This is a genomic window from Bacillus sp. ISL-7, from assembly GCF_018613065.1.
On sequence record NZ_JAGGQW010000031.1, the window covers coordinates 20719 to 42115 of the forward strand.

24 protein-coding genes and 1 pseudogene are annotated in these 21397 nt (G+C 36.3%); 7 read left to right on the plus strand and 18 right to left on the minus strand.

What is annotated here, in order from left to right; translation table 11 throughout:
- Positions 1–20: 20 nt before the first annotated feature.
- Both J7E66_RS09250 and J7E66_RS09255 read right to left on the minus strand, forming a co-directional pair.
- Complete coding sequence (locus J7E66_RS09250) at positions 21–158, minus strand: hypothetical protein (RefSeq protein ID WP_168242602.1); 138 nt, start codon at positions 156–158, stop codon at positions 21–23.
- The gene (locus J7E66_RS09255; protein WP_166257651.1) at positions 158–319 is read right to left on the minus strand and encodes a hypothetical protein; all 162 of its coding nucleotides are present in this window, start codon (positions 317–319) and stop codon (positions 158–160) included. The genes J7E66_RS09250 and J7E66_RS09255 overlap by 1 nt, the downstream gene beginning before the upstream one ends.
- 136 nt (positions 320–455) lie before the next feature.
- Here J7E66_RS09255 and J7E66_RS09260 point away from each other — a divergent pair, with 136 nt between their 5' ends.
- Both J7E66_RS09260 and J7E66_RS09265 read left to right on the plus strand, forming a co-directional pair.
- Entirely contained in the window at positions 456–812 is a 357-nt protein-coding gene (locus J7E66_RS09260) for a DUF3905 domain-containing protein (RefSeq protein WP_214999433.1), read from the plus strand.
- A gap of 186 nt (positions 813–998) precedes the next feature.
- Entirely contained in the window at positions 999–1202 is a 204-nt protein-coding gene (locus J7E66_RS09265; RefSeq protein WP_088086184.1) for an alpha/beta-type small acid-soluble spore protein, read from the plus strand.
- A gap of 43 nt (positions 1203–1245) precedes the next feature.
- On the opposite strand, the gene J7E66_RS09270 is transcribed toward J7E66_RS09265, so the two are convergent.
- The 5 genes and pseudogenes from J7E66_RS09270 to J7E66_RS09285 form a co-directional block, all read right to left on the minus strand.
- The gene (locus tag J7E66_RS09270; RefSeq protein WP_251032850.1) at positions 1246–2145 is read right to left on the minus strand and encodes an anti-sigma-I factor RsgI family protein; all 900 of its coding nucleotides are present in this window, start codon (positions 2143–2145) and stop codon (positions 1246–1248) included.
- A gap of 174 nt (positions 2146–2319) precedes the next feature.
- Positions 2320–2388: pseudogene (locus J7E66_RS33080) on the minus strand (anti-sigma factor domain-containing protein); the annotation flags it as partial.
- Positions 2385–3131 (minus strand): RNA polymerase sigma factor SigI, encoded by a 747-nt coding sequence (gene sigI / locus J7E66_RS09275; RefSeq protein WP_214999437.1) that lies wholly within the window; start codon positions 3129–3131, stop codon positions 2385–2387. The gene sigI and the pseudogene J7E66_RS33080, both read right to left, overlap by 4 nt.
- 239 nt (positions 3132–3370) lie before the next feature.
- Positions 3371–3847 carry a hypothetical protein gene (locus tag J7E66_RS09280; protein WP_214999439.1) on the minus strand — a complete coding sequence of 159 codons (477 nt, stop codon included), beginning with the start codon at positions 3845–3847 and terminating at the stop codon, positions 3371–3373.
- A gap of 323 nt (positions 3848–4170) precedes the next feature.
- Complete coding sequence (locus tag J7E66_RS09285; protein ID WP_214999441.1) at positions 4171–5751, minus strand: peptide chain release factor 3; 1581 nt, start codon at positions 5749–5751, stop codon at positions 4171–4173.
- 201 nt (positions 5752–5952) lie between these two features.
- Between J7E66_RS09285 and J7E66_RS09290 the strand changes: the two genes are divergently transcribed.
- The 3 genes from J7E66_RS09290 to J7E66_RS09300 all read left to right on the plus strand — a co-directional run bounded on the left by J7E66_RS09290 (position 5953) and on the right by J7E66_RS09300 (position 8635).
- On the plus strand, positions 5953–6213 hold the full coding sequence (locus J7E66_RS09290) for a hypothetical protein (RefSeq protein WP_214999443.1): 261 nt from the start codon (positions 5953–5955) through the stop codon (positions 6211–6213).
- Between the two features lie 140 nt (positions 6214–6353).
- The gene (locus J7E66_RS09295) at positions 6354–8087 is read left to right on the plus strand and encodes an AAA family ATPase (protein ID WP_251032851.1); all 1734 of its coding nucleotides are present in this window, start codon (positions 6354–6356) and stop codon (positions 8085–8087) included.
- A gap of 65 nt (positions 8088–8152) precedes the next feature.
- A complete protein-coding gene (locus tag J7E66_RS09300) occupies positions 8153–8635 on the plus strand; it encodes a YkvA family protein (protein WP_214999445.1) in 483 nt (160 codons plus the stop codon).
- 26 nt (positions 8636–8661) lie between these two features.
- Here J7E66_RS09300 and J7E66_RS09305 read toward each other — a convergent pair whose 3' ends face one another.
- Positions 8662–8799, minus strand: coding sequence for a YjcZ family sporulation protein (locus J7E66_RS09305; RefSeq protein ID WP_214999447.1), 138 nt, complete (start codon positions 8797–8799; stop codon positions 8662–8664).
- Between the two features lie 33 nt (positions 8800–8832).
- Positions 8833–8928 (minus strand): YjcZ family sporulation protein, encoded by a 96-nt coding sequence (locus J7E66_RS09310; RefSeq protein ID WP_026566235.1) that lies wholly within the window; start codon positions 8926–8928, stop codon positions 8833–8835.
- Positions 8929–9374: 446 nt separating this feature from the next.
- Between J7E66_RS09310 and J7E66_RS09315 the strand changes: the two genes are divergently transcribed.
- Positions 9375–9980, plus strand: coding sequence for a glycerophosphodiester phosphodiesterase (locus J7E66_RS09315; RefSeq protein ID WP_251032867.1), 606 nt, complete (start codon positions 9375–9377; stop codon positions 9978–9980).
- A 64-nt stretch (positions 9981–10044) separates the two neighbouring features.
- On the opposite strand, the gene J7E66_RS09320 is transcribed toward J7E66_RS09315, so the two are convergent.
- The 9 genes from J7E66_RS09320 to J7E66_RS09360 form a co-directional block, all read right to left on the minus strand.
- Entirely contained in the window at positions 10045–10473 is a 429-nt protein-coding gene (locus J7E66_RS09320; RefSeq protein ID WP_214999451.1) for a CotY/CotZ family spore coat protein, read from the minus strand.
- Positions 10474–10693: 220 nt separating this feature from the next.
- The gene (locus J7E66_RS09325; protein ID WP_214999452.1) at positions 10694–11524 is read right to left on the minus strand and encodes an undecaprenyl-diphosphate phosphatase; all 831 of its coding nucleotides are present in this window, start codon (positions 11522–11524) and stop codon (positions 10694–10696) included.
- A 275-nt stretch (positions 11525–11799) separates the two neighbouring features.
- On the minus strand, positions 11800–12942 hold the full coding sequence (locus J7E66_RS09330; RefSeq protein WP_251032852.1) for a coiled-coil domain-containing protein: 1143 nt from the start codon (positions 12940–12942) through the stop codon (positions 11800–11802).
- 367 nt (positions 12943–13309) lie between these two features.
- The gene (locus J7E66_RS09335; protein ID WP_214999456.1) at positions 13310–13909 is read right to left on the minus strand and encodes a hypothetical protein; all 600 of its coding nucleotides are present in this window, start codon (positions 13907–13909) and stop codon (positions 13310–13312) included.
- Positions 13890–14327 carry a poly-beta-hydroxybutyrate-responsive repressor gene (gene phaQ, locus J7E66_RS09340; RefSeq protein WP_214999458.1) on the minus strand — a complete coding sequence of 146 codons (438 nt, stop codon included), beginning with the start codon at positions 14325–14327 and terminating at the stop codon, positions 13890–13892. The genes J7E66_RS09335 and phaQ overlap by 20 nt, the downstream gene beginning before the upstream one ends.
- A gap of 232 nt (positions 14328–14559) precedes the next feature.
- A complete protein-coding gene (gene ppc / locus J7E66_RS09345; protein ID WP_214999460.1) occupies positions 14560–17319 on the minus strand; it encodes a phosphoenolpyruvate carboxylase in 2760 nt (919 codons plus the stop codon).
- Positions 17320–17497: 178 nt separating this feature from the next.
- Positions 17498–18646 carry a cadherin-like beta sandwich domain-containing protein gene (locus J7E66_RS09350; RefSeq protein WP_214999462.1) on the minus strand — a complete coding sequence of 383 codons (1149 nt, stop codon included), beginning with the start codon at positions 18644–18646 and terminating at the stop codon, positions 17498–17500.
- 89 nt (positions 18647–18735) lie between these two features.
- Positions 18736–19185: an SRPBCC family protein gene (locus tag J7E66_RS09355; protein WP_214732286.1), complete on the minus strand. Its 450-nt coding sequence runs from the start codon at positions 19183–19185 to the stop codon at positions 18736–18738.
- A gap of 148 nt (positions 19186–19333) precedes the next feature.
- On the minus strand, positions 19334–20515 hold the full coding sequence (locus tag J7E66_RS09360; protein ID WP_214999464.1) for an LL-diaminopimelate aminotransferase: 1182 nt from the start codon (positions 20513–20515) through the stop codon (positions 19334–19336).
- Positions 20516–20698: 183 nt separating this feature from the next.
- Here J7E66_RS09360 and J7E66_RS09365 point away from each other — a divergent pair, with 183 nt between their 5' ends.
- Complete coding sequence (locus tag J7E66_RS09365; protein WP_214999979.1) at positions 20699–21343, plus strand: YczE/YyaS/YitT family protein; 645 nt, start codon at positions 20699–20701, stop codon at positions 21341–21343.
- The last annotated feature ends 54 nt before the right edge of the window (positions 21344–21397 follow it).

Here is a 21397-nt window from a genome sequence, read left to right on the forward strand (position 1 = left end):
CTAAAGCCGGCATTGCCGGCTTATTTCTTTTTATTGTTTTTCTTCTCTTTTTGTGAAACCTGGAGAATATCATATAATTTTGTGCCGTTAACATCGCCAAATTCAATGCTGAATTCTTCAGTCGGAATACGGGGTGGAGTTTTACGGCGGCTTTTCATTAGCTTCTTCCCTTTTTTCCTAATTTTGAATTTCGATTTTGAAACCTTATAGCATTGTTATTATCGGTAAATTCCGCAGAAAATTCACTTTCCTGAACATTTTTATGTGGTGTTTTTGTATATTTTTCTACTGCATCAAATTCTGCTTTGCGTTTAGCCATGGAATAATCCTCCCTTAAAAATTAATCTTACTACCATAGTTTTGAACAAATATAGAGTTATCATTCCTTTCCTTATTTTTCATAAATAAAATCCCATGACTCGAAGAAAATAAGAAAAAACAGGAGTGATGTAAAAATGAAAAAAAATGCGAAGAATACAGGGTTTGAAGATCAGGTAAGCATGAATGAAACAATGCCACATCAAATTAATGCCCCAAGCTTTGAAGGTACTGGAATAAAGATGGAGCCTCCTTTTGTAAATAGACATGGTGTAACTATTGGTGATAGTATATACGCCTCTTCTAATTCACCATTGGAAACCTGGACAAAGGATACAGACCCAGCTATCATGGCTGGAGATGAATGGGTTCACCCTACAAATGATATTGGCTGGAACACAGCTGAAAATCGTGAATTATTAGAAAGTAAAAAGAAACCACAAGCTTATCCTTTTATGCATCCCACAAAAGATGTTAGTAAAGGAAGCGATTAACTTATAATTGGAAAACAAACACATCATGTTGCCTTTTTTAGCGGCTGTTTGATGGATTCTTTATTCTTATAAAAATTTAAAATCCAAAACCGAAAAACATTACCACTTATAAATCACAAAAATAAATAAATAATACTTATACAGAGGTAAAATTATCTCTGTACCGAAAATAAGGAGTTGAATAAAATGGCCAATAGCAGTAACAAGTTGTTAGTGCCTGGGATTGAACAATATTTAGACCAGGTAAAATACGAAATTGCCCAAGAATTCGGCGTTAATTTAGGTTCAGATACTGTTTCAAGAGCAAACGGGTCTGTAGGTGGCGAAATTACAAAACGCCTTGTTCAACAAGCCCAAGCACAAATTTCTGGACAATTCACTCAAAAATAATTTAATAAATATGGAAAAAAGTCCGGGATAATATATCCGGACTTTATTTATTCTTTTGATTGTGATTATACTTTTGGTAACTTTCCCCATTTTGTTTTTCATCATGTTTTTCGCTATTTTTATCTTTATATTTTGGAGTATATTTTACTTGGTACTGGCCAATATTTTTATCATCAACTTTTTGACTGTCTTTCTCCTGTTTTTCGTTGACTTTTGATTTTTTATTCTGGGATGATTTTTCCCTTTGATTATTTTGTTTTTTTTGCTGTGGTTGTTTCTGTTTTAGTTGACCTGCTTCGATCCTTTTTAGTTGGTCAGGTGCGATAACTTTTCCATTCAATCCTTTTTTTTCAATTTGCTTTTTATTTCCACCAAGCTCTTTGTTTTGAATAGCCTTATTTTCTGTTTGTTTTTTTACTTGGCCAGGGGGAATTTTGTTAGCAGGACTTAATGGTACAGCTTTCCTATCAATTTTTCCGCCCTTATCTTTTGTCTTCACATTTTGATTAATAGAACCCTGAATTTTGTTTTTCTTGTATTTTCCAGTTGTGATACCAAGCTTATGAGCTTTTTTCCATTCGCTTTCCGTAGCTTTTAAAACTGTAATTTCTAACTTTTGTTTGTTCACTGACGCCTTGATCTCATCAATATTCTCTTGAAGCTTTTTATCAATCTTAACTTCAGCCTCTTTTGTCCGGACCGTGGAAATAATAATGTTTTCCTTAGTATTCAAGTAGCCTTCTTTTTCCATTTCAGCTAAAATTGTTTGAGCTACTTTAGAAACATCCTCTTTTTCCCATTTGTTCAATTGGGAAATAATCTCTTTTCCTTCTTTGTTATAACCAGTTATCTCTACAACCTGCATTTTTTTATTAATACTTAACTCAATACTTGGATTTACATCGATGGACATATAGGCATATGCCTTATTATTTTGATACATGGGAAAAAACAAACCGAGGAAGATAAATAATGCTGCCATTAGCGCCCAAACTGGTTTTAATTTAAAAACATTTTTTAATGTATTAAAATGATTCGAAGTTTTAACACTTTCAATCGGAAAAAAGTGGATTTCTTCACCAATTGCATATGGCTGATTTTGTCTCTTGGCATGCAAAAACTCACCTTCAGGGGTTAAAAGCGTTAGGAATGCATCATCTATTTCCATTACAACTCCCTTTTTCATGTTTCAAGCACCCCCTTTATATAATCTTTCATAAAGATATAATCACCCGATAAAATAAGTGCAATGGCAATAATATATTTCCTGTTTCGTTCAATCGTCTTTCTGCTGACATCTACCATTTTTTCTAATTGCTTAATGGGTAGACGCTTGTTCGTAAATAATAATTCTTTTAACTCCTGATTTTCTACTAACATTTTCGCTATTATAATGGCATTTTTTCGGGCGTCGAAGTGCTTAGGTGAATTCTCTACTAAGTCACTGAAACTTAAATCAAAGGTAGTTAATAATTTTTGAAAGTGAAGGATTTCATCTTTCCTTAATTGATCATCATTCTTTTTATTGTAGTCATCAAGTGAGAGCTCATTAACAATGATTGTTCCTGCTGATTCTTCGTCTTTGGTATCATTGGTTAAATCAAAACTTAGGTGCTGATTTTTCGACTGTTTACGGATATAGTCAATAACTCTTCTTTTGATTATGACTTCGGAAAAACTCAATAAAGAACTTCCGCGCTCAGTTGAGTATTTCTCTATCGCTTCATTAAATGCGATGAGACCAATGCTAAATTCATCATCGGATTCATAGATATATCGTCTACATACTGAAGACACTGTTTTTGCAATAAATGGCTTATAAGCCCTGATAATTTCGTCAAGTAGGTATTGCTCACCTTGTTGAATTAAGAGAACGGTTTCTTCCAAAGTTCTTTTTTTCTTTTTAGCCATAAACAATAAACTTAGCATTTGCTCACCTCTATTCGACCAATTATAACATAAGACTGTTATATTTGACTTTATGGGGTTAGCATTTTGAAAAAGATAGCACCAAGAATGGCTATCATTTCCTCTTTATTGTTTAGTGCGATTAATGCTTTTTTCTTTTCACTACATAGTTACGTTTCTTCTGAATCAGTTTGTGGGGGTTATAAAAAAATTTTCTCAATAAAAAACTTCAAACCAGATATATCCTGATTTGAAGCTTTTTATTCGATCATTTTTTTTCGAAGCTTTATAGACATTAAAAATTTCAATATAAAGCCAATTAGCAGCCCAGGAATTAAAAATAACATCGGTAAAAATACAGGACCTGGGTGAACTTTTAGAATCGTGATTTTTGGTGACAGCATTAATCCCACAGTGACAAAGTAAGCACCGAAGACAAATGGTAAAAATGTGTACTTTTCATTAGCAGGCATGGCAGAACGATAACCATCCCACATGGAAAACATATAAACACACGGATAAAACATAAGCCATTGATAGTTAAGAACAGCCCCTGCCTTGTCAATTTCTCCTAAGAAGCTCAACATAATTGCCATATTAAAGTGACTTTTGGCATTGATCATTACTTCTAATGCAACGAACAATATTCCTTTGATATATTGACCCATTAACAATTGACTAAAACCAGGAAAAGCAATATTCCATAAAACAGCTTCGAGTTTGCTCATCTTTTTCATCGTACAATCCCGCTTCTCATGGCATATTTTTGTAAGCTAAAGAACACTTCAACTTAGCTTTTCCAAACTATGTAAAAAAATACCATAAATTCAATATTTTTTCCAAACCTTAATTCTTTTTAGAATGCGCAAGTGATTACAAATGAACGCAGGAAAACCAGTGAAAAAATACCCTTTTTCCAACTTATCTCCTCCTTAGTCTATAAATAGACGATTGTAATCATTGTAAAGTCCCTTGAAAAGATTCGTCTATGGATAGTTAGTCTGAATTTTCTGTTTTATCAATCCATGGAAAAGGGCAGGTATCAAACCCGCCACTTTTCTTAAGTCTCCTGATCCATTGGATTATAGAGTTTAACTGTTGGATTTTTCTCTTGGAACCAACGGAGAGCAAAGTCATTTTCAAACAAAAATACATAATGGTCATATCTGTCTTTAACTAGAAGAGAACGGGAACTCGATAAATTTTCATCGACGGTTTCACCTTCAACCCAACGAGCTATTTTCGACCCCATCCGTTCCATCAATACTTCTGCATTATACTCATTTCTCATTCGATGCTCAAAAACCTCAAACTGCAATTGACCAACTGCACCTAATAAATAGTCATCCGTTTTAATTGTTTTATAAAGCTGAATTGCTCCTTCTTGAACGAGCTGCTGAATTCCTTTATAAAATGATTTTTGCTTCATCACGTTTTTGGCAGAAACCCTGACATACAGTTCTGGTGTAAACTGAGGCAGTCTTTCATATTGAAAGTCATCCTTCCCAGAAGTCATTGTGTCGCCAATTTGGTAAGTTCCTGTATCGTATAAGCCAATAATATCTCCACTAACTGCCTCATCTACCGTATTTCGTTCTTCCGCCATAAACGATGTCGATTGAGAAAGCTTTATTTGTTTATTCAAACGCGGAATATTCACTGTCATTCCTCGCTCAAATTTCCCAGAACACACTCGTACGAAAGCAATCCTGTCTCGGTGTGCAGGGTTCATATTTGCTTGAATTTTAAAGACAAAACCTGAAAATTGGTTCCCTAATGGATCAATTTCCCCAATGGATGAATTACGCGCCTTTGGGGGCGGAGCAAACTCTAGGTAAGACTCAAGAAATGTTTGGACACCAAAGGCAGTTAGTGCACTACCAAAGAAAACAGGTGTCAAGTTACCAGCTGCTACTTTTTCCGCTGAAAATTCATTTCCAGCCTCATTAAGCAACATGATTTCATCAAGTGTTTGATCATAAAGTCCCGACGTTTTTAGCGGGTGGTCCCCAGCTATTTCCCCGTCTTCATTTAATGGAATAAATCGTTCTTCCTCATCGACACGGAACTGTTCAACCCTATTGTTAAATCGATCATAAATTCCAAGGAACTCTTTCCCCATCCCGATCGGCCAGTTCATCGGATATGATTCAATGCCGAGAACCTCTTCTAATTCAGCCAAAAGTTCAAGTGGCGGCTTGCCTTGGCGATCAAGTTTATTCATAAATGTAAAAATTGGAATACCACGCATCCGACATACTTTAAAAAGCTTGAGTGTTTGTGCCTCAATCCCTTTTGCAGCATCGACGATCATCACAGCACTATCTACAGCCATCAAAGTACGGTACGTATCTTCACTGAAATCCTGGTGGCCAGGAGTATCCAAAATATTGACACGGAATCCATCATAGTCAAATTGCATTACACTGGAGGTTACCGATATTCCCCGCTGCTTTTCAATTTCCATCCAATCACTTGTAGCAAACTTTCCCGTTTTTTTCGCTTTTACAGTGCCCGCATCACGAATGGCACCGCCGAATAATAATAATTTTTCAGTTAGCGTGGTTTTACCGGCATCAGGGTGGGAAATAATCGCAAATGTCCGGCGTGACAATACATCTTCTTTAAAATTGTTACCCATTTCGTTTTCCTCTCTTTTGACAATAAAAATTTTTGTCCATAACCTCAATCTTATCTCTGAAACGCTAACTTTGCAATAATTCAATTTGGATCAGCAACGATTATTTCTTTAATCCCTTATTCAGAAAGAATATAATGAAGGTACGCGGAAATCATTGTATTAAGGACCGTTCATACATAACCACAACGGAGGTAACGGGAAATGAATATTATAAAAATTGATCAGCAGTCCATAAATTTATTGCATAAAGCCTTTGATATTGTTTTAAAGGAGAACAACATTTCTTATAAAAAAATTGGAATTGCTGAAGAAGGCGAACAGCTATTATTTTTGTATGAAGGAAAAGACGAAAAAGTTCATGTTTTTAAATGGAGTAAAGCATCGAGTATAGGTGCAAGTATTGGTGTGATTGCTCAGAGTGTATTGATGCCAATTATTCCACATCTACGTCTATTATCCTAATCTTATAAAAGACACCACACCTATTCAAAAAAGTGCTGGTGTTTTTTCATTACGACAAGAGTTTCCCAACGATTCCCACATCCATTTTTCTGGAAATCCCTTTATAATAGAGTAGTATTCTGTTGAAGGAGATGAAGGTATTGAATCAAAGTATACGAAAAGTTTCAAAGTTTATTCCGCTAATTGCAGCGTTTATATTAGTTATTGCAGGAACAATCTGGGTCGTCCAGACCACAAATAATGAAGTCGCTATTCCCTTCTCTTCTGTTGAGAAAACCATTCAAGATCAACAAGGAAAAGTAGTTAAACTAATTGAAAAACCTGATGGGAGCCTTTATATTCAAACAAGGGAAGGCGAATTTATTTCCCATGTTCCTCCCAATAGTCAAATGTTAGACAAACTGGTTGGAAAATATAATATCGAATATTCATACTCCACTAGCAGTAAATATGGAAAGTGGATTTTGGGTGGTGTTATTCTTCTTCTGGCTGGAGCAGCATTTGCTCTTCAAAAAACAAAGGGCAGCCTCGGATTAAATAATTCAATGAAAAATAGTGTTGCCAATTCTCGCGCGCTTCCTTCTATTAGCTTAAAAGATGTAGGTGGCCTCGGAGACGAAATGAAGGAAGAAATATTACAAACACTTACTACCCTTAAAGAACCGGAACGAGCAACAAAATTAGGAATTAAGCCACCGAAAGGCATACTGTTGTACGGACCGCCTGGAACTGGTAAAACCTTACTTGCACAAGCAATTGCTCGTGAACTAAATGCTTCATTTTTTACAGCCAGTGGATCAGCTTTTAATGAAATGTTCATTGGTGTAGGGGCCAGTCGGGTCCGTTCCTTGTTTAAAACGGCTAGAAAACAAAGTCCAGCTGTTATTTTCATCGATGAAGTAGATGCTCTAGCTGCTAAAAGAAAAGCACATGGTGGCGAGGAAGCAGAAAAAACATTAACTGAATTACTTGTCCAGCTTGATGGCGGACATTCAAATGATGGAATTCTATTTATAGCTGCAACCAATAGAAAAGACTTGCTTGATGAAGCCTTTCTGCGACCAGGAAGAATCGACTTCTCTTTTCATGTACCGCTGCCCGATACAAAAGGCAGAAGAGAAATCATTGGTATTCATGCTAAAGGTAAGTCATTTGCTAAAGATGTACTTTCAAAATTAGATGAATTAGCAGAAAGTACCTCTGGTTTCTCAGGCGCAGAGCTTCAGTCCCTTTTTGAAACGGCAAGTAGGAGAGCCGTTCGAAACGGGCAGGATATGATTAAGAAGCATGACCTTGACTATGCCTTGGATAGAACCATCTTAGGGAGTACCTCCCGCTCATTGCAAGACCTTGAAACAAAGCGCAGGGTTGCCATCCATGAAGCAGGTCATGCCATTGTGGCATCGCTAACGAAGCCAGGTTCTGTTAGAAAAGCAACCATTATCCCTCGCGGTGAGGCGTTGGGTTATGTTGCACCCATTCCAAAGGAACTGCACTTGTCGACAACCAGTGACTTACTAGAGCGTGTGGCAATGGTATTAGCTGGAGGAGTTGCCGAAAGAATGCATTTGGGTGAACACAGTATCGGTGTAGGTGGAGACGTGCAGCAGGCAAAACAAATCATTGAACAAATGGTGGATACCGGAATGCTTCAAGAAGGGTTCCAGTTGACCTTCAATAAACAAGATAAAGAAGAAAAAATGCAGGAACTATTTGGAAAAGCATTAGAAAAAGCAGAAAATCTCATTAATAGTCATCACAATCAATATCAGCAATTGGTCGAGGCTTTATTAAAGAAAGAAACCCTTGAAGGCACTGAAATCGAAGATATTGTATGGGGAACGCAAACTAATTTAAATGAAAGCATTGTTTAATATAATAGTAGAAAACCAGGTGCTCATGCGCCTGGTTTTTGTTTTTATTGGTGATCTATTATCTCATGTTTTTTTTAATTTGGTGGAATACTAAAGATGGTCTTTTAAAAAAGGAAGTGGACAGGTTGTTAAGTAAAGAGAAGATTTTTGAAAAAGAGCAGCAAAAATATAATGTCAAAGCTAAAGATTTCCTCGATGATCAGCAAAAAACACAAGGCTTACTAAACAAAGCAATAAAAATGGCAAATGAGAAAAAACAAAACTTAGGAGAAGTTTGGGAAAAATTGCAATTATTTTTTGATCTGGTTAAATCTTATTCGAAGGGTGAATATAAAAATGTTTCTCCCAGTACAATTCTTACCGTTGTCGGAACCCTGCTTTATTTTGTTTCACCACTTGATTTAGTACCAGATTTCATCATCGGGCTTGGCATATTGGATGACGCCGCCTTGATTGGCTTTACCGTAAAAAAAATTTCCAGCGAATTAGATGCATTTAGTAAATGGAAAAGAGCCAATATATTTGCACAAGAAAACCCGCTTGATTAACCAAGCGGGTTCACCTATTTATATTCTTATCTAAAACAAGCTGCACCTACAATAATCAAGAGGATAAATAATACTACGATTAAAGCAAACCCGCCGCCGTAGCCACAGCCACCACCATATCCATATCCACCACAGCCACCACCATATCCACCATATCCAAACATTTTCATGACCTCCTTTTTATATTAATAGAAAACTTAGTAGCACCATGAAGCCCCAATAATGATTAACAAAATAAATAAAACGACTAGTAGGGCAAATCCGCCGCCGTAGCCACCAGCTGCACCAGACATTTACATTACCTCCTTTTCTGATTTCCATATATCCTATTCACATAGATAAAAATGTGCGATAGACACATATCCATATTACCCAGTTTTGAAAAAAAAGAAGAAGCCCATTCTTAGCAACAAAAAGCAATTATCAAAATAGAAAAGTATGACCCAGGGGAATTCACTTTTATAAAAATCTCTTCATTTAGTTGACAATTGCCACTGTTTTTCATAACATGTTCACAAATAAATGTAGATTGGAGTCCCAAACTTGAGGAATGCCGCAGCCCTTTTGTTTCTGATTTTTATGGTATCTTATCGATTGATGACACGGTTAAGCTTAAAGGATAAACAACACTCTCCCTTGAAAATTGGCCATAGAGGTGCAGCTGGATACTGCCCTGAGAATACATTCTTTTAAGAAAGCCGTAGACTTAGGTGTAGATTACCTTGAAATCGATGTTCAAATGACAAAAGACGGTGAATTGGTCGTGATTCATGATTCAACCGTTAACAGGACAACGAATGGGAAAGGGAAGGTAAAGGACCTCACCTTGCAAGAAATTCAAAACCTTGATGCAGGAAGTTGGTTCCATAGTAAATTTGCTGGTGAGAAGGTCCCTTCCCTCTCTGAGTTTTTCGATGAGTTTGCAGGGAAAATTGGTATTTTACTTGAATTAAAAAAACCCTCACTTTACCCGCAAATGGTGGAAAAGACTGCCGAAGAACTAATCAAAAGAAATTTAACATCAGGAGAAAATCATATAATTATTCAATCATTTGATCGTGGTTCACTTAAACGTTTTCATGAACTGCTTCCTTCCATCCCGATTGGAGTTTTAGTAAAGAATTCGGGTGTAAATATTATTTCAAATAAAGATTTAAAGTCTTTTGCAAGTTATGTTTCTTATGTAAATCCTAAAATAACCATGGTTAATAAAAGGCTTATTAAAAGAATTCATCAACATGGATTAAAAACGATTATATGGACAGCAAAAAAAAAGAATGAGGTCAATACTTTAAAAAATCTACATGTCGAAGGTATTATTACTGACTTTCCAGATTTGTGTTAAGAAAATCGATTAGGGTCTGGGTCTATATTTTATTTCCTGATTAGACCCTAATCTGCTCTTTTTATTAACATTTGGGTTCAACAATTGGCAGTCCCCTATTAACTAATCTGGGGGATAAAGGTTGAATACTGCAAAAACAAGATAGATCAACTAAAATACAGTTATTCGTTTTTATTAATGAAAATACTTCGTCACAAAGGTCTACTGCAAAACCATCTATATCTACAGGCAAAAGCAGCGATAGCTTTGCACAGCAATGCCTTGAATCAAGACTTTCTAATCTGAATACTTGAGTAGTAAAAAATAGACCACTCTTCGTTTTCCCCATTACCTCAAATGGACATTTACTAGTAGAAAGGACAAAGGGAATGGTATCAAACCCAATTTTATCGCATACAAATCGAAAACCTTCAAAGGATAATCTTTGTTGTTCATCAAGCAACTGTTCCATTTCATTACATAAACAATGCTCCTCGCACCGTCCTTTTTCCATGTCTATCCCTCCTTCCGTCCAGTTGAACAATCCACTTATTTTAAAATATTCTATTCAGCAATTGTGGTATAGGCAACTTTCTTACGGAAAACAGGTAAATGACTATTTATTTCTAGATAGGTTCCTACCCTTTTATGTTTATTTGGGTAAATAAACATAAAACTGGCTGCAAAGTTTGAAACAAAAAAAAGCAGCTTACATTTTGTAAGCTGGCTAAAATTTAAAAGAAAATAATATAAAGAATTAATGCCAAAACAATGCGATAAATTGCAAACGGCAAAAGTTTAATTTTGTTAATCAGCTTTAAGAAAAAGCGAATGGAAAATAACGCAAAAATAAAGGCACTAATAAATCCAGCAATAAAAAATGGCAAGGCATCAATCGTCATATATTCCCAGTTTTTTAATAAGGAGAGTAAACTTGCACCTGCCATAATTGGCACAGCCATGATAAAGGTAAAATCCGCTGCAGCTCGGTGACTCATTCCCAGTAATACGCCACCTGAGATAGTTGATCCGGAACGAGAAAATCCAGGCCATAAGGATAAACATTGAAATAAACCAACAGCCAAAGCTTGTCCATAGGAAATCTGATCAACTGTTTGTGTTTTCGGATGTTTTGGACCAATAAAATCTGCAAGAATCATTAATATAGCACCAATAACTAAACCAATTAAAACCGTTGCGGTTGAAAATAAGTGGTCATCAATATAGTCATTAAAGAGAACGCCTAAAACACCTGCAGGAATTAAACCGACAATAACTTGTGTTAATTTAAGACGGCCTTGCTCGTTAACAACTTTCTTATTGATGCGGCCTAGACCTAATAAATCAATGAAGCGGTCCTTAAAGGTGACGACAACCGCAAGAATCGAACCAAGTTGAATAACAATTTTAAACGTGTTGGCTCCATGCTGTGTCAAAAACTTTTCAGATTGCAACCACATATCATCAACGATAATCATGTGACCTGTGGAGGAAACTGGTGCGAATTCTGTTAAACCTTCTACTAATCCAAGGATAATGGCTTTAATAATCAAAAGTAATTCCATGTTGTGATTTTCTCCTAACCTATTGCGACAGTATCGTAAGTCATGATGATTTACAACCTATTTATTTTACTCATTAACTAACTACTTTGCAATATCTTTTTTTACTTTTACACCTCGTTATTAATAACGAAGTAATTCATGTAATAGTTTCATTTATTTACATTTCTCCATAAACAAAAATGTGATCCGCTAAATTACATGGCCACAAACGACAATTTCCTCTACAACATTTAATTATTAGCAAACAATAAAAAGGAGCGATGCATCGCTTCTTTTTATTGTTTGTCGTTGATGATTCTCATGACACGTCCATTAAATTTCTTTTTATAGTAACCGCCCGTTAAATCTGCAATCGCAATCCCCGTCGAGCTTTGTGAACCAATGAATTTACCTCCACCAAGATAAATCCCCACATGTCCGTCGATTTTATAAGTATCAAAGAATACAAGGTCCCCAGGTCGTGCTTCACTCATTGATACTCTGGTTCCAGTATTTTTCAGAATATCGGTATGGGCACCAACTTTAATCCCTGCCTGTCTGAACGCCCATGCAACAAATCCAGAACAATCAAATCTTCCATTGGCTACATCATAAGAATTTCTTCCCCCGCCAAACACATAAACAGAGTTCCCTATGTACTTATCACCTGCGTGGATGACAATATTATGTACTTCATTTGTGGTAGTTGGTATCGATACATTAATATTAACAGGTTCGGTATTCTCATCCTTAGAGGTAACACTTTTTATTTGTGCTTCCTTTGATGCAAGCGTACCATCTTGCATTTGTAAATCTGCCATTACAGTAAGTTTTTCTTGCTCTTTTAGTTTTAGTTCTTCTTTAAGTGCATCATTTTGCACTTTTTGTTCTATTATCTGTGCTTGCATTCCAACAAGCTCCGTTTTCATGTTTTGCAAATCGTTTAGCTTTTTTACTACGGAGGATTGTTTCATTTGAACTTCTTTTTGGTCCTTTATTTGCTTCGTTACAAGATCTTGGTCCGCTTCTACCAAGGTTGAAACAGCGCCAAGTCGACCCACGAAGTCACTAAAGTTAGAAGCTCCAAGGATGACGTCAATATAACTAACCTTGCCACCACTTGCTTGTAGGGATAGAGCACGTTTTTTTATTATTTCATTCCGTTTATTGATTCTCTCTTGTATATCCATAACCTCTTGCTGAAGAACTTTCACTTTGGACTGTGATGCTTTTACTTTTTCTTCTGTTTGAAATATCATTTTATTATTATCTTTAATTGCCTCATCAACTCTTTTAATTTGTTCCGATAATTTTGTTAATTCATCTTGTACTTGAGAAATTTCCTGATTTGCTTTTGTTATATCTGTCTGAAGACCAGAACGCTGCTCTTCTATACTTTTAATTGTAGGATTATCTGCCTTTGCGTTTACTACTGGCAACAAGAAAACACTCCCTAGTCCCATAATAATTGTGGTACATAGTGCAAATAACTTCTTTTTCAATTTACACCTCTGCCTTCTTAATTCCAATAAAGCAACCCTGTATCATCCTATTTTGTCTTAATTAGAGTATAACTTCTAAATTTGTCTACTAGGTAATAATAATATTACATTAACATTTCATTAGTAACTTTTGGAAGGGATTTAACAAAGTGTTCATTTTTAGCTTAACTCTAAAGTGCCAACAAAAATAAAAGAACCACAATCTCTTGTTTCTTAAAGAAAAGAGATTGTGGTTCTAATATATAATAAAATTTACCTATGTGGATCCTCAAAGTTGATAATTCCCCTAGGACGGTAAAAATAATTATTGTGGTTTAATGAATTCTTTAAAACTGGATTTGCTTCTGTCAACAAGATTCAAATGAGAATCTCTTGCTAATTTAACATATTCCTTCCTTACCTGGAACCATGCATTTCGACTTTCACGCCCATAAGCTACACTAGATTCTGCACTTTTTTCAAAATTATCTTCCATTTGTTCAACAACATGAAAGATAGATTTAATTGGTGTAAGAGCGAGGTTCTCTAATTGTCCTGAAACCTCTACAAATTGTTTCTTAAGCTCTTCAGTTTCGGGTATTGGTAACACCTCGTCCTTGACATCTTCTTTACCGAATGGTAATTGATGCATCAGTTCTGAGACCATTTCCTTGTTAGTATTTTTCGACTGTTGATACAAATTTGAAACGGATTTCCTAAATTGCTTATTAAATTTGATGACTTCCTTTAATGCATTAATATATGCATCCTCGCCATTTTCCCGTAACTGTTCTGCACGTTCACGTGATAGCTCGAATTGATCCCAAAATGTGTTAACAAATGAACCTACGGCTACCGATTCCTCTGCTGCTTGACTAATTGTTTCTACTGCAGATAGAACCGTTTCATTCTTCTTCTGTGCCATCGTCTTTCCTCCTCTTACTATTATTGACTTTCTCTATGGAATCCTTCTTATGAAATGAAGGAATGTAGAGCTCAAAGAAACTGGAATACATTTTGAAAAATTGATCCAATAATGATTGGTAGGATTCTAGTTGATTGGCATATCCCTTTAAGTATGTGATCCCGGCATTAGTTATGGAGTACCTTCTTTTAGCAGGACCACTCCCGGTAGTATCCCATTCTGATGATAACAGCTCGTCCTTTTCAAGTTGTCTTAACAACCTGTATAAATTTCCCTGATCAAGTGTCTTAAACCCGAATGCCTCTAGCTTCTGGCTAAGTTCATATCCATGAAGAGAAACCTTACTAAGAAGCAATAAAATAAATGGTAGCACAAAATTTTTCGAAGCATTAATTGTTTGATTGTCTTGATTCACCATATCTTAATCACCTCACTCTATATATGTATTTTACACTTATGAGTAATATTTTGTCAACACAGTAAATAAATATGAATAAAAGTACAATAACAACGTTTACTTTTACCTTATTTTAAAAAAATTAAGAAGGTGGTGTGAAATGGAATCATCACCTTCGCTTTTGACAGGAAGAAATATATGAAAAAAGCCATAAACTCTTCTTTCGAGAGAGTTTATGGCTTGTCCTTCAATATCAACCAGTATTTCGTAACCCTGCAGAGATCCCACTAATTGTCAGCAAAACTTCAATTAATAGTTCTTCATTAGGTTCTTCTTGATTTCTTAGTTCTTTTATTAATTCAACTTGTAAAAAGTTTAGCGGATCGACATATGGATTTCTTCTATATACCGATTCCTTTATATTAGGTGTATGATCTAACAATTCATTATCACCTGTAATTCTAAGGAGAACTTCTTTTGTTGTTTCGTATTCTTCAAGAATATTAGTAAAGATCCGTTCTGCAATGTTCTGGTCTTTCACAAGGGATAAATATTCTCTGGCTGTCGTAATATCAGCTTTCATTAATGCCATTTGCAGGTTATCAATCGTTGATTGGAAGAACGGCCATTTTTCATACATTTGCTGAAGCATCTGCAAATTTTGTTCTCCTTTAGCTGCAAATCCTGCCAAACCAGTACCTGCTGCGTACCATGCTGGAAGCAATTGACGGCTTTGAGTCCAAGCAAACACCCATGGAATTGCCCTTAAATCTTCAAAGCGGCCCTGATTTTTTCTGCTCATTGGCCTTGAGCCGATGTTTAAGTCTCCGAGCTCTCTTAGTGGTGTCGCTTCCGTGAAGTAGGTAAGGAAATCTGGATCTCCAAATACAAGTGATTGATATTTGGTCAAAGCCAAGCTTGAAATTTCTTCAATCGACTCCACCCATATTGGATCACGTTGAAAACCTTGCTTCGCTTCTTTTGATTTATGTGTTGCCGTTAAGAACAGCGTGGAAGTAGCCTGTTCCAAACTACGATAAGCAATATCCTCAAGTAAATAGCGTGAAGATAAAACCTCTCCTTGCTCCGTAATTTTAACACCGTCGCCAATTGTTTCTGCCGGTTGAGACAGGATACTTTTATTTAATGGACCGCCGCCACGGCCTAACGAACCACCACGTCCATGGAAGAACTTAAGTCCGATCTGGTACCTCTTCGCCATTTCATGAATTTCAATTTGAGCTTTATATAGTTTCCAGTTAGCTGTCAATGTACCACCATCTTTGCTTCCATCCGAGTAACCAAGCATTATTTCCTGCTGATCCCCCATAATTTGCAAATGATTTCGATAGACAGGCATTTCGAAAAGTGATTCCATAATTTTTGGCCCAGCGGTTAAATCGTCAATTGTTTCCAGCAATGGAGCCACATGTAAATGACTTTCTAAGGTCCCATCTGCGTGCAGTCGATAAATCCCAGCCTCTTTAGCAAGAACAAGCACCTCTAGTAAATCACTTGGGGATTTTGTCATGCTCACAAGATAAACGGAAATGGACCGCTTCCCGAATTCTTCGTGTGCCTTCTTGATCATTTGGAATACTTTAATCATTTCCTGTGTTTCCGCCGAATAATCTTCATTTAATAATAGAAGCGGGCGAGGATCCTTTAGGATATTTTGCAGGATTTTAAGTTTTTCTTCTTCCGCCAACTCTGCATAATTTTCAGAGATACTGACTTTGCGCAATATTTCGGTCATGGCTGCTTCATGTTCACCACTATGATTCCGAATATCTAGTGTCGCTAAATGAAAACCAAACAATTGAACTTGTCGAATCAGCTTTTGAATAGTCATTAATTCATGTGCTGCTGGATGATGCTGTTTCAAACTTTTTTTAATAATAAATAAGTCTTTTAGTAATTCATCGGAAGATTTATAGCCCAAGTTCGTTTTACCTACTTGTTTTACTCGTTCAATAATGATAGCAAATGCTCGACGGTACACTTCCGTTTGAATTGGCCATTTTTTCTCATCGGTTAAATATGTATCTTCTAGTTCAATTAACTTAAGAAGATCATTACTTACCTCCACTCTTGAAGTGGAATGACTGTATCGTTTCATTAAATCAACGAGAACATTTTTATATTTTTTTAAGACGAGTCTTCTTTGCCTATTTAGAGTCTCCCAAGTAACATCGTGTGTAACATTGGGATTCCCATCACGGTCTCCACCGATCCATGATCCAAAACGGAGAAAATTTGGAACTTCCCATTGTGTTTGAGTGTAATTCTTCTCTAAAGAATCTGCCACTTCTTGATGGATTTCAGGAAGAACCTCGAAAAGGGTCTGATCAAAATAATATAGTCCGTTTCTCACTTCGTCTAAAACCGTTGGCTTAGTTTGCCGTAATTCATCCGTTTGCCAAAGAATTGAAACTTCATTAAACAAACTCTCTTCAAGCTTTTTTCTTTCTCTACTTGTTAATAACGGATGATCGAGACTTTTTAGGATAACAGCAATCCGCTGCTGAATTTCAAGAATTGAACGCTTAGTTGCCTCTGTTGGATGGGCTGTAATAACGAGTTCAAGTGACAAAGTATTAAGGAGATCTTGAATGACTTCTTCCTTAATATTGTTCTCTTTAAGCGAAAGAATAGCACTCTCTATTGAGGCGGGTTGGACAATAGTTTCATCCTCGAGTTGGTACTGCCTCCGTCTACGAATACGATGATTCTGTTCTGCAGCATTAATTAAGTGGAAATACATGGAGAATGCTCGAATAACTTGTTTCCTTAAAGGTGCGCTTAGACTAGCAATTTCTTCCTTTAATGCATCATAGATATCTTGATCAAAATGTTCTCTTAATGTCTTACACATTAAACGTATTTTTTCCACTTTATCCAGTAGTTCGGTCCCACCGTGATTGAGCAGAATCTCACCAAGCATATTTGCTAGTAATTTCACGTCTTGCCGCAACGGAAGACTGCTGTCATTCAATTTCAATTCTATAGTCATACTGCCACCTTCCCTTAATCGAAAATTCGGTAAATTTTTTATTTATTAATATAACATAATTTTTTGCATCATGTTAGAAAATAAGTGCAGTTTTTTAAAAATAAAGTTTATTCTGATTCAAAAAAACCTGCCAAATGCAGGTTTCTTCAAGTAAAAAAAAATATAAAATTTCTTCATTTTAAGATTCTTTATCAAATACTAGCACATATGTTTTTCGATCATCTTCGTTTGTTACGATAATAGAAATAATCGTTTTCGAGTCGTCTTCGAGCTTAATTGTTTCCTTAGTACTGCCTTCAATCAAAATTTCTGAATTGCTGGATTTTGCAATCGGGTTAAGAGTTACCTCGTCCATATCACTTGACACGGTTACATGGTAGGTAAACTCATCACTCTTAAAGGTGCTATCCCAGGATCCTTCTGAAACTGACAGTGAGGAAAGTAACGCTTTACTTGTTTTTTCTATGGTCAAAGAACTCGCCTGTTGTGATGTTGGTTGGGTAGAATTGGGCCGATTATTTGTTTGCGATGTTGATTGGGAAAGACCCGGTTTATTATTCTGATTTAAATTAGCATTGGCATTGGCATTGGCATTGGCATTGGTATTGGTTTTTATCTCAGCAGCTGCTCTTGTAATGTGTAAGGTATAAATTCTTTTCTCACCATTTTCAGCTGTTACCGCTATAATAATATCCGACTCTCCGACGGGAAGTTCTACTGCAGCACCATCTTTAGTTACTATAGTTTCATTCACCTTAATAGTTGATGTTGTTTCAACAGATGCAGGTTTAATGGTAATCACAGGAACGTCATTTGGAACAACTACCTTGTAGTCTGTACCAGTAGAAGAAAAGTTTGGTGATAACTGCCCTTTTGATAGGATAATACTTCGCAAGAGATTATTATCATTTTCCTCTCTCATTATAGTCAGGGTATAGGTATTGGTTGAGTTACTGCCATTATCCACAGAAATAATAAATTTATTCTCACCTGTTTGAAGGGAATATGCACCGACAACTCCACTTATAACCGTCTGCCCATTTATTGTAATCGATGAATCTGGATTGCTGCTTTCTACTAATAACTTAATCGATGGAACCTCGTTTTTTACTGTGGCAGAATATTCCTTTGAATCTGCTGAAAACAGCTGGTCTAGCTTAATTCCTTCTATCTCTATTTTTGATAGTTTTCCTTCTTGTTGGTCCTCTTGGACTGGAGACGTATTTGTTTCAGCGTATGCTGTTGGTATGTACGTTCCAACCCCCATCCATACCATTGAAATTACAAGCATTACATTTAGGGCTTTGCTTTGAATCGGTTCTTTCATAGTCCATCCTCCTGTCTACTATCTTTGGAGATAGTGGAATTTGGACTAACTTTATCATTCATAGCTTAAGTTTATCTTAAGTTTAATTTTTATCTGCGATGAAATTCTTCTAGCTTTGATGAGATTACTGATGCTACTTCTTCATCCGATTTTTGGAGCGCTTTTTTAAATAGCGAATTTGCTAAGGAGCCCATCGGCCCTGATGCATTGATTTCAAGAAAGCCTGTCACTCGAGTTTTATTTCTATTTAATGCTTTTGCTTCAAAGTAGCCTTCACCCAAATACTTTTCGTTTGCCCTTTTTAATTCAAAACTTACCCTGGCAGGTTCATTCCACTCTTTAATATCAATCAATAAACTAACCTTCTTTTTCATAACGCCGAGGTCACTTTTAAATTCCCAGCAGATTTGACGTTCATTTATTTTTTCATGTTGAATATAACCTGGTACAAGCGGTGCCCAATTATTTTCGTCTCGAATAAAGTCCCAAATCACTTCAATCGGGATATCTAATTCTAGATGTTGCAAATCGCTTAGCATTTGTATCCCTCTTTCGTCGTCAAAGTAAAAGACCTTCAAAGTGCGGAAGGTCCTTTTAAAAAATATATGTGGATTTTTCTGTTTATAGAAGAGGCAAGTAGCAGTTCACCAGAAAAATCCTAACACTAAAGATGTTAGGATTTTTTAATTATTTTTTTAATGAGTATCCCATTAGGAATTCATGAATCCGTTCTGCCGCCAGTGAAAGGCGATCTGGAGGTTGTACCATGGCGATTCGGACATATCCTTCACCAAGATCTCCAAACGCATCCCCGGGAATCACTGCCACACCCGCTTGGTCAATTAATTCAAAGGCAAACTCACGGGAATTCCATCCTGCAGGAATTCTTGCCCAAACAAACATGGTGGCAGGAGACTTAGTTACTTGCCAGCCGCTTTTTTCAAGCCCAGAAATCAACGCATCACGACGAATTTCATATTCATTCACCTGTGTTTGAAGGAATGAAAAATCTGAAGTTAATGCCATCACAGCTGCCATTTGGATTGGATAAAAAACTCCATAATCAATATGGGATTTAAAGGAAGCCAAGATATCGATAGCTTGCTCATTGCCAACAACATAGCCTATCCGGCAACCCGCCATATTAAAGGTCTTTGAAAGCGAATTGAATTCAATTCCAACCTCTTTTGCACCGGGAACCGACAGGAAACTTATTTGTGGATTCCCATCGAATATCAACTCAGAATAAGCAAAATCATGAACAACCAAAATATCATGAAGTTTAGCAAATTCAACTACCTTTTCAAAAAAAGATTTATCCGCTAATGCTGTGACTGGATTCCCAGGATAACTGATAATCATCATTTTCGTTTTATGTAAAACTTCTAACGGGATTGCATCCAGCTCTGGTTGAAACTTGTTTTCTGCTAATAACGGCATTGGGTAGATAACACCACCCGCAATGTTTACGCTAGCCTCATAGATTGGATAACCTGGATCCGGCACCAGTACATAGTCACCTGGATTAATTAAGGCTGTAGCCAAATGGGCAAGACCATCCTGCGACCCCATCAACTGCAATACCTCACTACTGGGTTTAAGTTCAACAGCATATCTTTGCTTATAAAAAAAACCAACTGCCTCATTAAATTCAGGTATCCCTTTCAGTGTGTAGCCATACTTACTGGGGTCTTTAGCGTAGTCACTTAATGTTTCCACGACAAATGAAGGCGGTGGAAAATCTGGACTCCCTACACTTAAATCAATTACATCTTTACCATCTTTGATAGCCTCTTGTTTCCGATTAGCTATTTCTTGGAAAATACTTGCCGACATCCTTTTTACTTTTTCAGAAGCAACGAGATTCATAGATATCCCCTCAATCACAATTTTGTAAAATAATAATTTCAACTATTCAAATATATTTCAAATTATATCAGTCTAATGATTACAATTCTATATTTCTAATTAACAATTGATTATTATTGATTCATCCTTTAGAATCTTATGATAGGTTTAAATATTCGAAAAACGATGAGTAAGTGGAGGTAACTGAAGATGAAATTCTTTCAGTATTTCTTATTTTTTGCAGGATTAACCTTTTTCGGCTTGGGAAATGCGATTGCCGTTAAGGTTAAATATGTTGGGTTACACCCATGGGAAGTACTAAATGTCGCCCTATATCAGCATTTTGGTTTAACTATTGGTACTTGGGGAGTGATTTGCGGGTTAATTCTGATCTTCATTTCCTTTTTTGTTGCACGAAGCTATATTAGCATAGGTACAATCCTAAATGCCCTATGTATTGGACCTATCATGGACTTTTTTCTCTGGTTGGATATTCTCCCAAAAGCAACTGACACATGGTTGGATTACCTCATTCTCCTCAGTGGAATCATGATTACAGGAATTGGTGGCGGCATGTATGTAGCAGCAGGGATTGGCGCTGGTCCACGTGATGGCTTCATGCTTTCGATTTCTGATAAAACAAAGTTGTCAGTAAGTCAAGCACGCATCATAGTTGAAAGCATTGTATTAATGATCGGTTTATTATTAAGTGGTCCTGTATTTATTGCTACTTTCCTTTATACATTCATTCAAAGTCCTATTTTTCATCATTCTCTTAAGCTATTTAAGTCATTAGTAGAAACTGTCAAAAGGAAAAACAGTAAAACGCAAGAAGGTATTGTTATTTAAAATAACGGAAATTAAGCACCTGTTGGAAGTGGTGACTTAATTTCCGTTATTTCA

What these genes read in the sequence shown, in the direction of transcription:
- J7E66_RS09250 (WP_168242602.1), bottom strand. Translation starts at nt 158, where the DNA reads ATGAAAAGCCGCCGTAAAACTCCACCCCGTATTCCGACTGAAGAATTC.
- J7E66_RS09255 (WP_166257651.1), bottom strand. Translation starts at nt 319, where the DNA reads ATGGCTAAACGCAAAGCAGAATTTGATGCAGTAGAAAAATATACAAAA.
- J7E66_RS09260 (WP_214999433.1), top strand. Translation starts at nt 456, where the DNA reads ATGAAAAAAAATGCGAAGAATACAGGGTTTGAAGATCAGGTAAGCATG.
- J7E66_RS09265 (WP_088086184.1), top strand. Translation starts at nt 999, where the DNA reads ATGGCCAATAGCAGTAACAAGTTGTTAGTGCCTGGGATTGAACAATAT.
- J7E66_RS09270 (WP_251032850.1), bottom strand. Translation starts at nt 2,145, where the DNA reads ATGTATCAAAATAATAAGGCATATGCCTATATGTCCATCGATGTAAAT.
- sigI (WP_214999437.1), bottom strand. Translation starts at nt 3,131, where the DNA reads ATGCTAAGTTTATTGTTTATGGCTAAAAAGAAAAAAAGAACTTTGGAA.
- J7E66_RS09280 (WP_214999439.1), bottom strand. Translation starts at nt 3,847, where the DNA reads ATGAAAAAGATGAGCAAACTCGAAGCTGTTTTATGGAATATTGCTTTT.
- J7E66_RS09285 (WP_214999441.1), bottom strand. Translation starts at nt 5,751, where the DNA reads ATGGGTAACAATTTTAAAGAAGATGTATTGTCACGCCGGACATTTGCG.
- J7E66_RS09290 (WP_214999443.1), top strand. Translation starts at nt 5,953, where the DNA reads ATGAATATTATAAAAATTGATCAGCAGTCCATAAATTTATTGCATAAA.
- J7E66_RS09300 (WP_214999445.1), top strand. Translation starts at nt 8,153, where the DNA reads ATGTTTTTTTTAATTTGGTGGAATACTAAAGATGGTCTTTTAAAAAAG.
- J7E66_RS09305 (WP_214999447.1), bottom strand. Translation starts at nt 8,799, where the DNA reads ATGTTTGGATATGGTGGATATGGTGGTGGCTGTGGTGGATATGGATAT.
- J7E66_RS09310 (WP_026566235.1), bottom strand. Translation starts at nt 8,928, where the DNA reads ATGTCTGGTGCAGCTGGTGGCTACGGCGGCGGATTTGCCCTACTAGTC.
- J7E66_RS09315 (WP_251032867.1), top strand. Translation starts at nt 9,375, where the DNA reads ATGACAAAAGACGGTGAATTGGTCGTGATTCATGATTCAACCGTTAAC.
- J7E66_RS09320 (WP_214999451.1), bottom strand. Translation starts at nt 10,473, where the DNA reads ATGGAAAAAGGACGGTGCGAGGAGCATTGTTTATGTAATGAAATGGAA.
- J7E66_RS09325 (WP_214999452.1), bottom strand. Translation starts at nt 11,524, where the DNA reads ATGGAATTACTTTTGATTATTAAAGCCATTATCCTTGGATTAGTAGAA.
- J7E66_RS09335 (WP_214999456.1), bottom strand. Translation starts at nt 13,909, where the DNA reads ATGGCACAGAAGAAGAATGAAACGGTTCTATCTGCAGTAGAAACAATT.
- phaQ (WP_214999458.1), bottom strand. Translation starts at nt 14,327, where the DNA reads ATGGTGAATCAAGACAATCAAACAATTAATGCTTCGAAAAATTTTGTG.
- ppc (WP_214999460.1), bottom strand. Translation starts at nt 17,319, where the DNA reads ATGACTATAGAATTGAAATTGAATGACAGCAGTCTTCCGTTGCGGCAA.
- J7E66_RS09350 (WP_214999462.1), bottom strand. Translation starts at nt 18,646, where the DNA reads ATGAAAGAACCGATTCAAAGCAAAGCCCTAAATGTAATGCTTGTAATT.
- J7E66_RS09355 (WP_214732286.1), bottom strand. Translation starts at nt 19,185, where the DNA reads ATGCTAAGCGATTTGCAACATCTAGAATTAGATATCCCGATTGAAGTG.
- J7E66_RS09360 (WP_214999464.1), bottom strand. Translation starts at nt 20,515, where the DNA reads ATGAATCTCGTTGCTTCTGAAAAAGTAAAAAGGATGTCGGCAAGTATT.